Source organism: Streptomyces sp. NPDC031497, from assembly GCF_055580905.1.
Genome location: NZ_JBVIKO010000028.1, coordinates 89,118 through 104,030, shown reverse-complemented (window position 1 = coordinate 104,030; position 14,913 = coordinate 89,118). Strand labels below are relative to the sequence as shown.

Annotated in this window: 12 protein-coding genes; 7 read left to right on the top strand and 5 right to left on the bottom strand. The window is 70.5% G+C overall.

All coding sequences use genetic code 11. From position 1 onward, the window contains the following. Positions 1–34 precede the first annotated feature (34 nt). Positions 35–868: a polysaccharide deacetylase family protein gene (locus ACZ5K7_RS39745; RefSeq protein WP_468921828.1), complete on the top strand. Its 834-nt coding sequence runs from the start codon at positions 35–37 to the stop codon at positions 866–868. Positions 869–923: 55 nt separating this feature from the next. Here ACZ5K7_RS39745 and ACZ5K7_RS39740 read toward each other — a convergent pair whose 3' ends face one another. Then, on the bottom strand, positions 924–1,598 hold the full coding sequence (locus tag ACZ5K7_RS39740; protein WP_450972639.1) for a class F sortase: 675 nt from the start codon (positions 1,596–1,598) through the stop codon (positions 924–926). 350 nt (positions 1,599–1,948) lie between these two features. Between ACZ5K7_RS39740 and ACZ5K7_RS39735 the strand changes: the two genes are divergently transcribed. Next, positions 1,949–2,899, top strand: coding sequence for a hypothetical protein (locus ACZ5K7_RS39735; protein WP_468921825.1), 951 nt, complete (start codon positions 1,949–1,951; stop codon positions 2,897–2,899). 82 nt (positions 2,900–2,981) lie between these two features. On the opposite strand, the gene ACZ5K7_RS39730 is transcribed toward ACZ5K7_RS39735, so the two are convergent. From ACZ5K7_RS39730 to ACZ5K7_RS39720, 3 genes are all read right to left on the bottom strand, one after another. After that, a complete protein-coding gene (locus tag ACZ5K7_RS39730) occupies positions 2,982–3,779 on the bottom strand; it encodes a hypothetical protein (protein ID WP_468921822.1) in 798 nt (265 codons plus the stop codon). Positions 3,780–4,008: 229 nt separating this feature from the next. Next, positions 4,009–4,773, bottom strand: a complete 765-nt coding sequence (locus ACZ5K7_RS39725) for a bestrophin-like domain (RefSeq protein ID WP_351703689.1) — start codon at positions 4,771–4,773, stop codon at positions 4,009–4,011. Between the two features lie 31 nt (positions 4,774–4,804). Then, the gene (locus tag ACZ5K7_RS39720; protein ID WP_351703692.1) at positions 4,805–4,933 is read right to left on the bottom strand and encodes a hypothetical protein; all 129 of its coding nucleotides are present in this window, start codon (positions 4,931–4,933) and stop codon (positions 4,805–4,807) included. A gap of 770 nt (positions 4,934–5,703) precedes the next feature. Between ACZ5K7_RS39720 and ACZ5K7_RS39715 the strand changes: the two genes are divergently transcribed. The 3 genes from ACZ5K7_RS39715 (at position 5,704) to ACZ5K7_RS39705 (ending at position 9,975) form a co-directional block, all read left to right on the top strand. Continuing rightward, positions 5,704–6,675: an SCO0930 family lipoprotein gene (locus tag ACZ5K7_RS39715; protein WP_351703695.1), complete on the top strand. Its 972-nt coding sequence runs from the start codon at positions 5,704–5,706 to the stop codon at positions 6,673–6,675. Between the two features lie 346 nt (positions 6,676–7,021). After that, entirely contained in the window at positions 7,022–7,834 is an 813-nt protein-coding gene (locus ACZ5K7_RS39710) for an SAM-dependent methyltransferase (RefSeq protein WP_351703698.1), read from the top strand. Next, complete coding sequence (locus ACZ5K7_RS39705) at positions 7,831–9,975, top strand: putative bifunctional diguanylate cyclase/phosphodiesterase (protein WP_351703701.1); 2,145 nt, start codon at positions 7,831–7,833, stop codon at positions 9,973–9,975. The genes ACZ5K7_RS39710 and ACZ5K7_RS39705 overlap by 4 nt, the downstream gene beginning before the upstream one ends. 25 nt (positions 9,976–10,000) lie before the next feature. Here the strand turns inward: ACZ5K7_RS39705 and ACZ5K7_RS39700 are convergent, their stop codons facing one another. After that, entirely contained in the window at positions 10,001–10,324 is a 324-nt protein-coding gene (locus ACZ5K7_RS39700; protein WP_351703832.1) for an L-rhamnose mutarotase, read from the bottom strand. Positions 10,325–10,570: 246 nt separating this feature from the next. Between ACZ5K7_RS39700 and ACZ5K7_RS39695 the strand changes: the two genes are divergently transcribed. Further along, the gene (locus tag ACZ5K7_RS39695; RefSeq protein ID WP_468921816.1) at positions 10,571–11,398 is read left to right on the top strand and encodes a FadR/GntR family transcriptional regulator; all 828 of its coding nucleotides are present in this window, start codon (positions 10,571–10,573) and stop codon (positions 11,396–11,398) included. Positions 11,399–11,675: 277 nt separating this feature from the next. Continuing rightward, positions 11,676–14,885 carry a discoidin domain-containing protein gene (locus ACZ5K7_RS39690; RefSeq protein WP_468921880.1) on the top strand — a complete coding sequence of 1,070 codons (3,210 nt, stop codon included), beginning with the start codon at positions 11,676–11,678 and terminating at the stop codon, positions 14,883–14,885. The last annotated feature ends 28 nt before the right edge of the window (positions 14,886–14,913 follow it).

The window sequence follows — 14,913 nt, the reverse complement described above, 5'->3', positions numbered from 1 at the left end:
GTGCGCCCAAGCCCGGCCGGGCGACTGATGAGTCATGCAGAAGGATCAGTTGTTCACCCGACGCCGGCTGCTGCTCGCCGGCGCCGCAGCTCTGGGCGCCGCGGGCACCACGGGCATCGTGCTGGCGAGCGAGGGCGAGGAGGCCGCGGGCACCGTCGCCCCGGCCGCCGGACCGCCGGTTCGTCAGGCGCTCAAGTCCTCCGTCTTCCGGCTCCAGCCGCTCACCGGCTACGGTCCGCCGCCGACCGAGCCGCGCAAGCTCAAGGTCCGCAGGAGACCCATCATGCGGATCTCCGGCAGCGGCCGGCGCATGATGCTCACCTTCGACGACGGCCCCAACCCGGCCTACACCCCGCACATCCTGGACACCCTCGCCAAGTACGACGTGCGCGCGATGTTCTTCCTGTGCGGGGAGTGCATCGTCCAGAACCGGGAGCTGGTGGCGCGGATGGCCGCCGAGGGCCATGTCGTGGGCAACCACACCTGGACGCATCCGCTGCTGACCACCCTGAAGCGCCGTGAGATCCGCGACGAGATGGAGAGCACCAGTGACGCCATCGAGGACACCTACGGCGAACGCCCCCAGTGGTTTCGCGCCCCCTACGGCGCATGGAACCGCGCGGCCTTCCAACTCGGCGCCGAGATGGGCATGGAACCCATGGCCTGGACCGTCGACAGCACCGACTGGACGACCCCGGGTACCCGCACCATCGTCGACACGATCGAGAAGGGCGCCGCCTCCGGCGTCGTGGTCCTCTCCCACGACGCCGGGGGCGACCGCTCGCAGAGCGTCCAGGCCCTGCGCGAGTATCTGCCCTATCTCCTGGACAACGGCTACCACCTGACCGTGCCGCGCCGCCGGACCTGAACAGGATCCGGCCCGCTGACGCGAACGGGCCTCGGCCCGCCCGGCGGGGTCCGCCTCAGCGGGCCTCGATCAGGCGGGCGAAGACCACCACGTTCCCGTCGTAACCGTTCTGCTTCGAGAAGCCGCCGCCGCAGGTGATGACCCGCAATTCCGGCGTGCCCTTGGAGCCGTAGACCCGATCGCCGGGGAAATCGGCCTTGGCGAAGACCTCGATGCCGTAGATCTCGAACACCGCGGTCCTTCCGTCGGTGCGGCCGATCTCGATCCGGTTTCCCTTCTTCAGGGAGCCGAGACCGTAGAACACCGCCGGGCCCTTCGTGTTGTCGACATGGCCGACGATCACGGACGTGCCCTTTTCGCCGGGCGAGACGCCACCGGTGAACCAGCCGGCCAGATTGGGGTCGTCCGGTGGCGGCGCCGCGACCCAGCCGTCCGCGTCCAGGCCCACCGGCATCACGGGCGCGTCGACCCGGATCGCGGGGATCCTGATCCGGTCCGCCGCCGAGTACGGCAGCGAGGCGGGCGCGGTGGCGAAGGTGTCCGGGACCGTGCTACGGCTGTCCGGGGCGGCGGCCGAGGCCGGCTGCGGCGGACCGACGTCGAACTCCCCCGAACCGTTGCGGATGAGCGCCAGACCGGTCAGCAGGACAAGCGCTATCACGCCCCAGGGGGCCCGTTTCCGCCGCCGCTCCTCCTCTTCGGCCAGCTCGGAAAGTTCGGACGCAGACATTCGCCATCCCCTCTCGACGCGGCCGCCGCGATGTCCGTGGCGCGCAGGTCCGTAGCGCGCATGGGAAAACGCTAAGTCCCGCGCGCGCGAGCGGCGACGGGGCAACGGGCGAACGGGTGGCCCGCGCCCATTCCGGTGCGCCATCCGAGTTGCCGTTACCAGGATTTTTCTGACGGTCCGTGACCTGCGGCAATATCCGATTGTGTGCTTTTCGCTCGGCGTGTCCCCTCACCAGGACGGACCATTCTCGAAATGCGGGCGTGTTCAAGGCATCTGAGGGTCTATTCGGGAGGTGCTTTCTCGCCGATCTACCGGGGACGGTTCCCGGGGCGCCTTCCGCGGAGGAAGAGATGCGAAACTCACGTGCCCTCGCGGCAGCGTGCACGGTGGTCGCCGTGCTCGGAGCCGCCGCCCCCATGGCCGTCGCGGACGGCCTGGGCAACGGCGGCGGCCCGGCCAACACCCAAGCCCCGATCGTCGGCGGGACGGGCGTCGCCCCCGGGACCGGCGTCGCCCCCGGAGCCGGCGTCGGTGTCGCGCCCGGCGTCGGGGTCGCCCCTGGCATCGCGGCGGTACCCGGGGTCGTCGTTCCCGGGTACGGCGTCGGTGGGTTCGGCGCGGGCGGCTTCGGCCGTGGTGGGGACGGCCGGGGCAGGGACGGCTTCGGCGGTCGAGGCGGGGACGGCTTCGGCGGCCGGGGCGGCGAAGGCTTCGGCGGGCGGGGCGGCGAAGGCTTCGGCGGGCGGGGCGGCGAAGGCTTCGGCGGTCGCGGTGACGACGGGTTCGGCGGCGGCAATGGTGACGACGGGTTCGGCGGCGGCAATGGTGACGACGGGTTCGGCGGCGGGAACGGTGACGACGGGTTCGGCGGCGGTAATGGTGGTGACGGGTTCCGCGGCCGGGGCTTCGGGGTACGCAACATCCTCGCCCAGCCCAGGGCGATCACGAGCGGCGCCCGCCTCACCGTCACCGTCAACGGCTGCCGCAGGGGCACCATGAGCTCCCGCGCCTTCGGGACGGCCACGCTGTTCCCGTTCGGCGGCGACATGGCGCGCGGTGTCGCCACCATCAACCGGAACGCCCGCCCCGGCCCGTACGACCTGACGGTCCGTTGCGACGGGCGGACCCTGACCCGGCCGTCCGCGTTCTTCGTGCTCGGCGGGGTCAGGGGCGGCCTCGGCGGCAGCGTCTCCAGCGGGGCCACCCCGGCCGACATGGCGATCGGCGGTGGGCTGGTGGGCGCGGCCGTGCTCGCCGGCTGCGGGTTCTGGCTGCGCCGTCGGCACGAGAAGCGGCTCTGAACCGTGCGGGCCGTCTTCGCCCCGGCCCCGCGCCGGACCGGGGCGGAGATCCGCACGGTCGGGCTGCGGGCCGGGAGGTGATTCAGGCACCGTCCTCGCCGTCCTCGCCGGTCCGCCGGCGCGCGAGGTGGTACGCCGTGCCGACCGAGGCCACCACCAGCGCGGCGCCGAGGCCGATCGCCTTCGGATCGAACCCGCCGACGCTGCCGCCCGCACCGGCCCGCACACCGCGATCGAGCGGGAGCGGCTGCGGGTTGAGGTCCTCACGCCCGTCGGTACGGCTGTCCGTCTGCCCGTCGACACCGCCGTCGGTACGGCCGTCCGTGCGCTCGTCGGTGCTGCCGTCGGACTGGTCGTCGGCGTGCCCGTCGGTGTGGCTGCCGGACTGGTCATCGGCGTGCTCGTCCCTGTGGCTGTCGGACTGGACGTCCGTGCGTCCGTCGGTACGCCCCTCGGACTGGCCGGCCGCGAGGCTGTCCGTACCGCCGTCGCCGTGTTCCTCCGACCGGCTGCCCGCGATGCTGAGTTCGGTCGACCCCCTGGTCCCGTCACAGTCGAACGTCACCCGGTACGAGGCCTGTGTTCTCGCGTCCCGGTGGACCGTGGCCGCCACCGAGTCCCGTCCCTCCGGGATCCGGACCGTGTCGAACACGTCCGAGCTGACCGTCGCGGCACCGCGGCAGCCGTCGCCGCGGTTCAGTCGCAGGCTGACCCGGCCGCCGGCCGAGACGGTGGACGGCGTGACGTGGACGTCGAAGGAGGCGCGCCGGCCGCTGTCACGGCTCCCGTCCCCCTGGTCGTCCGTGAGGGCGGCCGGAGCGCCGAGGACGAGGGCACCGACGCCGAACAGCGCGGCCGGAGCGAGGCGTATGACGTGCATGGGCGTTCCTCCGGTCCCCGAGGAGCTGTCCGCGGACCTGTTCCGCTCGCGCCGGAAACGCACCTCGATGTTCGGAACGCTAGGAACATCCGCACACGCGCGCGAACGCGGTAGTGCGAACGGGGGAGGCAGATGGGCCGACCGGGGGATGTGGATGCGGCATCCGGGGGACACCCGCGGCGTGGTGCGGCGGGATGTCCCCACGGACGGCCCCCGGCGGTCCGGGACCCTAACCCCTGATGTGCGGGAAGAGGTTCAGGAAGGGCTGCGCCGTCGCGGTGATGCCCCGACTGTACGGTTCGTCGAAGTCCCAGATCAGGAACAGCATGAAGGCGATGGTCGCGGAGAACAGCCCGGCCAGGATCAGTTCGCGCCGGGTGCGCCTGATCTGCAGCGCGAAGACCATGCCGATGGTGACCGCGGCTCCGGTCAGCAGCCCGAACCACACCACGTTCGGCATGGTCGCCCCGGTCGCGTCGGCCCGGGCGCTGCGCGACTGGTCGAGAGCGGCCACCTGGTCCACCAGCGGCTGGTAGGCCTGTGCCTGGAAGTCGGTCTTCGGCTCGTAGTCGGTGACGTCCTGACGGATCTTCGCGAGCAGATCCGCGCCGCGCGGGGTGAGACGGCCGTGGTCGGCCATCTCCTTCCACTCCTTGCCGACGACCTGCTGGGCGTAGGCCTCGACGTCCGCCCGGATCCGGTCGCGGGCGTCGGGCGGATAGACCCGTACCCGTTCATAGATCTCGTGCAGCGCCTGCGCCTCCGACTGCACATGGTCCTGGGCGGCGCTGCGGGCCTCCCACACCCCGGCCACCGCCAGACCGAGGACGATGGCGTAGATGACGCCGATCCACATGGTCATGTATTCGATGACGTCCGGCGTCTCGGAGGGATCCTCGTCCTCCGCCGCCCTCTTGTGCCGGACGAGGGTGATGATGACCACCACGGCACAGGCCGCGAGCATCGCGAGGACGAGAACAAGCCAATCCGGCAACGGAAGCCTCCAGAAATCAGCGGGCCGGCCGTCAGCGCGCGCGGAACGCGGCGATGGCGACGATGGCGGGTACGGCGATGAGCAGGACGTAGGTGACCGGAGAGGTACGGTTCGGGGCCGTCGTCCCGGTCGACTGGATGTGGTACGGCGGATAGGTCACCGGGGTCGGTGAGGGCCGCGGGGTGGGCTTCGGCGACGGGGTCGGGGTGGGCGTCGGCCTCGGCTTGGGCTGGGGAGCCGGTGGCGGGGTGGGCGCGGGCTTCGGAGCCGGCGCCCGCCGGGGCGGCGGTGGCGGCGGTGGCTCCGGGGCCGGCGGGGTGGGGCGCGGTGGCTTCGGAGTGGGTTTCGGTGTCGGCGTGGGCTTGGGCGTGGGCTTGGGTGTGGGGGTCGGTTTCGGAGGCGGTGGGGGCGTCGGCGTGGGGGTGGGCGTGGGTGTCGGCGTGGGGCAGGGCGGCGGTGTGGGAGGTGGGCAGGGCGGGGGAGTGGGCCAGGAGCCGCCGGCGACGGCCACCGCGTGAACGCCGTCGGGGCCCGTCGAGGCGTAGGCGCAGGCGTCGGCCGACGCCGTGCCGACCGGGCAGCCCACCAGGGTCCAGGTGAGTGTCAGCAGAGCCAACACCCTCGGGACGGGCGCGAGTCGGGTCGCTTCGGGTGCATGCACGACCGAGATCATGAGGCGTCGAGTGCCGTCGCACGCCGGAGTGCGGAGGGATTGGCCCGAACGGGGGACGGATGGCGTAAACCGGTTTGAATCACACGCCCCGTCGGTTGGCTCGAAGCGTACGTCCGTGCGGGACGGGCACCGGCGGCACAGTGTCCGGAAAGAAATCTGTGCGGCCGTTGAACACTTCGGCCCCCGGCGTCCGTACCTGGTGTCGTGCGGCGGAACACAGGCGCTGCAATATCCAGGCGATGTATGGGGAGTTGAAGATGAAGACCTCCTGGAGGAGCGCCTCTCTGGTGGCCACGGCCGCAGGCGTGCTTGCCTTGACGACGGGATGCGGTCAGGACAACGTGACCACTCCGTCCTCGGCGGCCCAGAACGTGGGTGCCACGGCCCCGGCCGGTGTCGGCAGCGTGGGCAGTGTGACCAGCCCCTCCACCGGTGCCGGCAACGGTTACGGCGCGGACGGCAGTCAGGCTTCCAGTTCTCCGGCCGCCGTCGCCCCCGCGGGCAAGCTGACTGTCGCCAGCAACCCCGATCTGGGCAAGGTGCTGACCGACGGCAGTGGCCTCACCCTCTACCGATTCGACGCGGACACCGCCAACCCTCCCAAGTCGAACTGCGATGGCGACTGCGCCACCACCTGGCCGCCGGTGCCCGCCGACGACGCCTCGGCCGGCGAGGGCATCGACAAGGCGCTGCTCGGCGAGGTCACCCGCACCGACGGCACCAAGCAGCTGACCGTCGGCGGCTGGCCGGTCTACCGCTACGCCAAGGACGTCAACGCCGGTGACGTGAACGGCCAGGGCGTGGGCGGCAAGTGGTTCGCGCTGGCCCCCGACGGCAAGAAGGCCACCCTGGCCGACCTGCCCGGCCTGTCCGTCCGCAAGGACGCCAAGCTCGGTGACATCGTCGTCGACAAGAACGGCATGACGGTCTACCGCTTCATCAAGGACAAGGCATGGCCCAAGTCCGTCTCGAACTGCACCGGTGACTGCCTGGCGAAGTGGCCGGCCGTCGATGAGGTCGCGACCAACGACACCAAGGGCATCGAGAAGAAGGGCCTGATGGGCTTCACCCGGCCCGACAACGGCCAGAAGCAGATGACGGTCGACTGCTGGCCGATCTACACGTTCTCCGGTGACGCGAAGGCCGGGGACACCAACGGTCAGGGTGTCGGCGGCACTTGGTACGCCGTCTCGCCCGAAGGAAAGCTGGTCGGCGCGCCGAGCAAGTAAGGGATCACCTCCCCAGGGTTGATCGCCCCGCCCAAGTCCACATTCGCGCATCGCGGAAGGGAGGGCAGAGGCCAGCGAGAGTCCCGGACGACGACACAACGGCGCACGACCGCCCGCCCCCTCCGCACCGCACGGAGGGGGCGGGCTCCTGTGCTTTGTGCCGCACCCGTATGTGCTCTGCGTCGCACCCGCATCCGGCGGACTGCCCGAACACCCCCAAAGCGCACCCGGAATTCCCAGGTAGTGACCGGGAACGGACGGTCAATTTCCGGTTCTACTCGCCCAGTTCGCAGGCGATCAGTAGCCTCAGCTCGAACACCGGATCGTCTCAGCCTTGGAGAGATACATGGAGCGTCCCGCCTGGGCCCCACGGAGCATCGACATCTCGGTGCCGAGCGTTTCGCGTATCTACGACTACTACCTGGGCGGTTCGCACAATTTCGAGGTCGACCGGGAAGCGGCCCGCAAGGCGATGACGTACCTGCCGGGCCTGCCGAAGATCATGCAGGCCAACCGTGCCTTCATGCGGCGCGCCGTCCGCTACGCCGTGGAGGCCGGCATCGACCAGTTCCTGGACATCGGCTCCGGCATCCCCACCTTCGGCAACGTCCACGAGGTGGCCCAGACGGCGCACCCCGGCGCACACGTGGTGTATGTCGACCACGACCCGGTGGCCGTGGCCCACAGCCAGGCCGTGCTCGCGGGCAACGAGGAGGCGGACGTGGTCGCCGCGGACCTCCGCAAGCCCCAGGAGATCCTGTCGAGCCCTCAGGTGAGCCGCCTTATCGACTTGAATCGGCCAGTCGCCTTGCTCCTCGTTGCCATACTGCACTTCGTGGAAGACGCGGACGACCCCTACGGGACAGTGGTACAGCTGCGCGAAGCGCTCGCGCCCGGCAGCCTGCTGATCCTCACGCATGCCTCGTACGAGGGAATCCCGCTGCCTCCCGAGCGGGCCGAGAGCGCCGTGGACGTATACAAGGACATTCGAAACCCGCTCATCATGCGTTCGCGCGACGAGATCGCACGGTTCTTCGAGGGGTACGACATGGTGGAACCCGGACTGGTGCCGATGCCCCACTGGCGGCCGGAGTCGGCGCCGGAGGACGAGGATCCGTATGCCTTCTCCGGATTCGCCGGCGTGGGGATCGCGGCGTGATCGCGGAGCCGGACGGCCCGGAGGACAGACTGCGCCGGTTCGCGACGATCTGGAGCCGGGCGGTGTTCCCGGTGACCTCGACGTCCCTGACCCGGCCGGAGTTCGAAGAGCAACTCCTCCCGCTGGCACGCCGGTTGAGCGAGGTGCTGCTGGCGCACGGCTTCGACGCCGAGGAGACCCGGCAGGTGGGGGCCGCGCTGATCGACGCGCACTGCACCGACCCCGAGGCGCTCACCCGCACCCTCGACTGCGTCGACGCCTATCTGGCCCTGTACTGCGGTGCGGACGGCCCCCAGGACGAGCTGCGGATGCGTTCCTCGCGGATCCAGCACGCGATGGCCGCCGGGTTCGCCCAGGCGCTGCGTGAGCGTACGCTGGCCGAGCAGGAGGCCATCGCGCAGGCCGCGTTGCGGGCCCAGGGTGTGGTCGCGCAGGCGTTGCACGCCAGCGAGGCCCGCTTCCGCGCCGTCTTCGAGGGCGCGGCGATAGGAATCTGCATCGCCGATCTGGAGGGCAACGTCCTTCAGGTCAACGGTGCGCTGCTGCGCATGTTCGGCGGCTCCGAGCAGACCCTGCGCGGCCGCAAGGTCATGGAGTGGGCGCACCCCGAGGACGCGCCGCAGACCTGGCGGCTCTACGAGGAGCTGGTGCGCGGCGAACGCGAGCACTACCACGTCGAGAAGGCGTTCAACCGCTCCGACGGAACGGTCCTGTGGACCAACCTGACCGTCTCCCTGCTCCGGGACCCGGACGGCGACCCGCAGTACCAGCTGGCCCTCATGGAGGACACCACCGAGCGCCGGCTGCTCAACCTGCGGCTGCGCTACGAGGCCACCCATGACGCGCTCACCGGATTGCCCAACCGCACGCTGTTCTTCGAGCGCCTGGAGAAGGTCCTGGCCGCCGGTCAGGGCCAGCGCTTCGGGCTGTGCTACCTCGACCTGGACGGCTTCAAGACCATCAACGACAGCCTCGGCCATTCGGCGGGTGACCGGCTGCTGGTGGAGGTCGCCGACCGGCTGCAGTCCTGCGCCACCGCGCCCGGCGAGATGGTCGCCCGGCTCGGCGGCGACGAGTTCGTGGCGCTGACCACCGGACCGGCCACCCAACGCGAGGTCGACGACCTGGCCGACCGCATCATGAACGCCCTGGTGACCCCGATCAGCATCGACGGCCGCGAACTCATGGTCCGGGGCTCCATCGGCATCGTCGAGGGCCCGGCGGGCGAGCGGACCCCGGCCGAGGTGCTGCGCAGCGCCGACATCACGATGTACCGGGCCAAGTCGGCGGGCGGCAACCGCTTCGAGCTGGCCGACCCGGAGGCCGACGCCCGCGCCATCACGCGGCACGGCCTGACCACCGCGCTCCCCGCGGCCCTGGACCGCAACGAGTTCTTCATCGAGTACCAGCCGCTGGTCCACCTCGGCGACGGCAGCGTGCGCGGGGCCGAGGCGCTGGTCCGCTGGCTGCACCCGCAGCACGGCGTCCTCGGCCCCGACCGGTTCATCCCGCTCGCCGAACACACGGGCCTGATCGTGCCGCTCGGCCGCTGGGTCCTGGAGGAGTCGATCCGCCAGGCCCGCGAATGGGGGGAACGCTACGGCGAGCAGGCCGGCGCCGGCCCGCTGCGGATCAACGTCAACCTGTCGCCGTGCCAGCTCAGCCACCCCGGCCTGGTCCAGGACACGGTGGACATCCTGGAGCGGACCGGAGTGGCCCCCGACGCGCTCTGCCTGGAGGTCACCGAGTCGGCCCTGATCGGCGCCGACGACGACCTCCTCAAGCCCCTGCGCCGGCTCGCCGAGATGGGCGTCGACATCGCCCTGGACGACTTCGGCACCGGCTACTCCAACCTCGCCAACCTCCGCCGCCTCCCGGTGAGCATCCTCAAACTGGACCGCTCCTTCACCCAGAGCATGCAGCAGTTCCCGGCGGACCCGGTCGACCTCAAGATCGTGGAGGGCATCGTCTCCCTGGCCCACAGCCTGGACCTCGCGGTCACGGTGGAGGGCGTGGAGACGGGTGCCCAGGCGGAACAACTCCGGATACTGGGCTGCGACACGGCCCAGGGCTGGTACTACGCCCGTCCCGGCCCACCGGAGCGGCTGCACGACCTGGCGCTGGTGGACGCGACGGGCTGACGGCCCGGCGTCCCTTCGTGGGCCCTCAGTCGAGGTGGAAGACCTCCTCGGCGGGGGCCCACCATTCACCCTCGGCCACCGTGTCCAGCGGCTGCTGACATGGGTCGGTCAGGGCCCACCACTCGCGTGTCACCGGGTCGGCGGCGATCTGCGCGGTGTCGGCGGCGTAGTCGGTCCCCGAGTACTCGAGGTAGCTGAACAGCAGCCCGTCCCGCAGGAAGATCGAGTAGTTGCCGATCCCGGCACGCTTGAGGGCCGCCAGCACGCCCGGCCACGCGGCGGCGTGCAGTGCGCGGTACTCCGACTCCTTCTCCGGGCGCAACCGGATGACGGCGGCGAAGCGCTGCATCTGACTCACCTCTCCTTCCTGAGAGACGAACGGCGAAGAATCAGTTTCATCCGACGGGCAGGACCCTAAGGATCAGATCCTTCCCGCGCAATGGTCCGGGGGATGTCGCCTACGGGCGGTATCCCCTTGCCTCATCAGGCACTTGAAGCCAGTTCCGTCCGACATCTTCCCTCCGTGTAACGCGGATGTCATAGTGACCACCGCCGATGAACCAGATTAATCCGAACATCGATGAGGGGGTACACCGTGGCCGATCCGTCACCGGTCTCCGACGGTCCCTACCGGCCGGGGTACGAGCTGGTCGCCGAACAACTCCTGGAGCACATCGCCGAACAGAACCTGCGACCGGGTGACCGGCTCCCCACGGAGGCGGGCCTGGCCGAGATCCTGGGGGCGTCCCGCAACGTCACGCGTGAGGCCGTCAAGGTCCTCGCCGCCATCGGCCGGCTGAGCGTGCGGCGGGGTGCGGGCATCTTCGTCGCGGAGGTGTCCGGCGGGCTGGTGGACGACCAGCTGTCGCACTTCCGGCCGACGAGCATGGAAGACGTCCTGATGCTCCTCGACTACCGCACGGTGATCGAGTCGGAGACGGCCCGCCGGGCCGCCGGCCTCGCCACCCCCATCGAGGTCCGCACCATCCGGGAGGGCGCGGGGAGTTCACTGACGGCGGCCCAGCAGAACGACGGACATGCCTTCGCCCGGGCCGACGAGGCCTTCCACGACGCGGTGGGCGCGGCCTCGCACAACGTCTTCCTGCGGTCGAGCGTCGCCGGGGTACGGCGCCTCGCGTCCCAGTCCGACGTGCTGCTCTTCCACGGCGACGCCCCCGGCTCGCTGGAGGTCGCCGCACGACAGCATCTCGCCATCGCGGAGGCGGTCGCCGCGGGGGAGGCCGATCTCGCGAGCGAGCTGATGGTGGAGCACATCGCCACCACGCAGAGCCAGTTCGAGCGGAAGATCCGCGACCGGCTGTTCAACCTCGGCGACCGCGCCGCCCCCGGGGCAACCGCGCGGCCGTCGTCGGACAGCGGTCCCGGGGACTCCGGCCTTCCGCCGCGGACATCGGTGTCGTAGGCCGGTCGACGCGGTGCGGCCCGGTGGGGGCTGGTCGCGCAGTTCCCCGCGCCCCTTTCAGGGGCGTGCACCTGGCGCCCCTTCAGAGGTGCGGGGAGCCCCCACAGGCCCGCACCCGTACGGCGCCCGTCGGCACCCCCAGAACCGGGCGGACGACCCGGTTCCGATGCTTCATCCCTCAGACGATTGGATCTCCGTGTCTCTTCTGTCTGCGCGCAGGGCCAGAGCCGTGCCCCTGCCGAGAACCCTCATAGCCGCCCTGCCCGTCGCCCTGGCGATGGCCCCCCTGGCCGTCGCCCCCGCCCAGGCGGCTCCGAAAGCGTCCGGGCTCACCGTCTACGTCTCCCCGACCGGCAAGGACACCGGCCGGGGCAGCGCCGACCACCCCTTCAAGACCCTGGAACACGCACGGGACTACGTGCGCGACGCCAAGAGCAAGGCCGACGGCGACATCCACGTCCGGCTGCTGTCCGGCACGTACCGGCTCAGTCGTACCTTCGCCCTCACCGCCCAGGACTCCGGCCGGGACGGGCAGCGGATCGTCTACGAGGCCGCGCCCGGCGCACACCCGGTGGTCAGCGGCGGCAAGCAGGTCACCGGCTGGACCAAGGCCGACGCCGACGGCAAGGTCTACAAGGCGAAGCTGACCGGCCTCGACACCCGCCAGCTGTACGTGAACGGCGAGTTGCGGACCCGCGCCCGCAGCGGGAAGAACCCTTCGGGCTTCAGCAAGACGGCCACCGGCTACACCTTCACCGACAGCAGTATCAGCGCCTACAAGCACCCCGCGGACCTCGAAGTGGTCAGCTCCTGGGGCTGGAAGCTGATGCGCTGCCCGGTGGAGTCGATCTCCGGCACCACGATGACGATGCGGCAGCCGTGCTGGCACAACGCCAACCTCCAGCAGGGCCAGGAGATCCAGAACCCGACCTGGCTGGAGAACGCCCGCGAGCTGCTGGACAGCCCGGGGGAGTGGTACCTGGACAAGAGCGCCGGCGAGATCTACTACATGCCCGAGCAGGGCGAGAACATGAAGACCGCGGACGTCACCGTCCCCGTGGTCCAGGACCTGGTGGACCTGAACGGCACCCGCGACCACCCCGTCGCGAACGTGTCCTTCCAGGGCATCACCTTCTCCTACTCCACCTGGCTCGAACCGAGTTCGGCAGACGGGCTCATCGAGGGCCAGGCCGGCTTCCGGATGGTCGGTGACGACAACCCGACCTTCGACTCCACGCGCCTGAACTGGAAGAAGACGCCCGGAGCCGTCAACGTCAGCCACGGCCAGGGCATCGAGTTCACCGGCAACACCTTCACGCACCTCGGCGCCGTCGGCCTGAACCTGAACACCGGCACCCAGCACACCACGATCACCGGCAACATCTTCCGCCAGATCGCCGCGACCGGCATCCAGATCGGCGGAGTCACCTGGGGCGACGCCCACCCGGACGATCCCCGTGACATCACCAAGGACACCCTGGTGAACGACAACGTCGTCACCAAGGTCGCCGACCAGTACAACGGCTCGCTGGGCATCCTGGCCGGCTACACCGACTCCACGGTGATCACCCACAACAAGGTCCACGACCTGCCCTACAGCGGCATCTCCGTCGGCTGGGGCTGGGGCCTGACCGACCAGGGCGGCAACTCGGCCTATCCGAACAACGCCGGCATCCCGGTCTCGGACACCCCGACGATCAGCCGTGACAACGTCGTCAGCGACAACGAGATCAGCGACATCATGCAGTCGCAGGCCGACGGCGGAGCGATCTACACGCTCAGCAGCGACCCCGGCGGCAAGGTGACCGGCAACTACATCCACGGCGTCCCGGCCCCCGCCTACGGCGCCGTCTACCACGACGAGGGCAGCCGGCACTGGGAGAACACCGGCAACGCGTTCTGTGACGTCGCCTTCCAGTGGCTGCTGATGAACCACGCCCAGGACAACGCGGCGACGGGCAACTACACCACCCAGCCCGCCTTCAGCGTCCAGTACCTGAGCCAGAACAACGACGTCAGCGGCAACACCACGGTCGGCTCCTGCGACCAGCTGCCCGCCTCGATCGTGGACAACGCCGGCCTGGAGAAGCCGTACCAGCATCTCGACCCGGACCCCGCGGTCACCGACCACCAGGCGCCCACCGCACCCGGCGACCTGGCCTCGGTCACCGACTTCCCGACCGTGGCCGACCTCAGCTGGAGCGCCGCCACGGACGACACCGGGGTCACCGGCTACTCGGTCTTCCGGGACGGCAAGCTGGTCAGCGCCTCCGGCAAGGCCTCGGTACGTCTCTCCGGCCTGACGGCGGGTCAGACGTACACCTTCACCGTCACCGCCCGTGACGCGGCCGGCAACGAGTCCGCGCCGAGCAGGTCGCTGAAGGTCACCATGCCCGACGGCTCGGACCTGGCGCTGAAGAAGCCGGTCACCGCGTCCTCCGACTCCGAGGGCAACGTCCCGGCCAAGGCGGTCGACGGCGACCTCTCCACTCGCTGGGCGCAGGGCCTCGGCCTGCCCGACCCGTCCTGGATCCAGGTCGACCTGGGAGCGTCGTACGACGTGACCGGCGCGATCACCACCTTCGAGAAGAGCAGCGGCTACAAGTACCGCATCGAGGTGTCGCCCGACGAGGTCCACTGGGGGACCCTCGCGGACCACACCGCCGACAGCACCACCGCGCAGACCGACTACGCCGACACCGGCACCCCGGTCACCGGCCGCTTCGTACGGCTCACCGTGACCGGCTCCAGCGGCAACGGCGGCAGCATCTACGACTTCCAGGTCTACGGCACCGCCCGCGCACCCGGCGCCGACCACACCGCCCCCAGCAGCCCCGGCCGGCCCACCGCCAAGGCGCTGCTGCCCAGCCTGGTGGATGTCAGCTGGCCCGCCGCCACCGACGACACCGGCGTGACCAGCTACGTCGTCTACCAGGACGGCACGCGGATCGCCGTCACCGGTGACACGACGTACCGGGTCTCGGGCCTGAAGCCCGGGACGAAGTACTCCTTCACCGTCGTCGCCCGCGACGCGGAGCTCAACGCCTCCGACCCCAGTGCGGCGGCTGAGGTCACCACCCCGCCGGACGACGACCTGGCCCTGAACAGGACGGCGACGGCGTCCTCCGACTCGGAAGGACACGTTCCAGCGAAGGCGTTCGACGGTGACCTGGCGACCCGCTGGGCGCAGGGCCTCGGCCTGCCCGACCCGTCCTGGCTCCAGGTGGACCTCGGCAAGGACACCAGCGTCTCCGCCGTCGTCACCACCTTCGAGAAGGCGGGCGGCTACAAATACCGCCTGGAGTACTCCACCGACGGCGCGAACTGGTCGACCTTCGAGGACCACACCGCGGCCGACACCGTCGCGCAGACCAACTACTCCTTCGCCGACGAGCCCGTCACCGCCCGCTACCTGCGCCTGACCGTCACCGGCTCCAGCTGGAACGGCGGCAGCGTCTACGAGCTCCAGGCGTACGGCGGCTTCTGAGCGGTCAGCCGAAGAGCCGTCCCCGCAC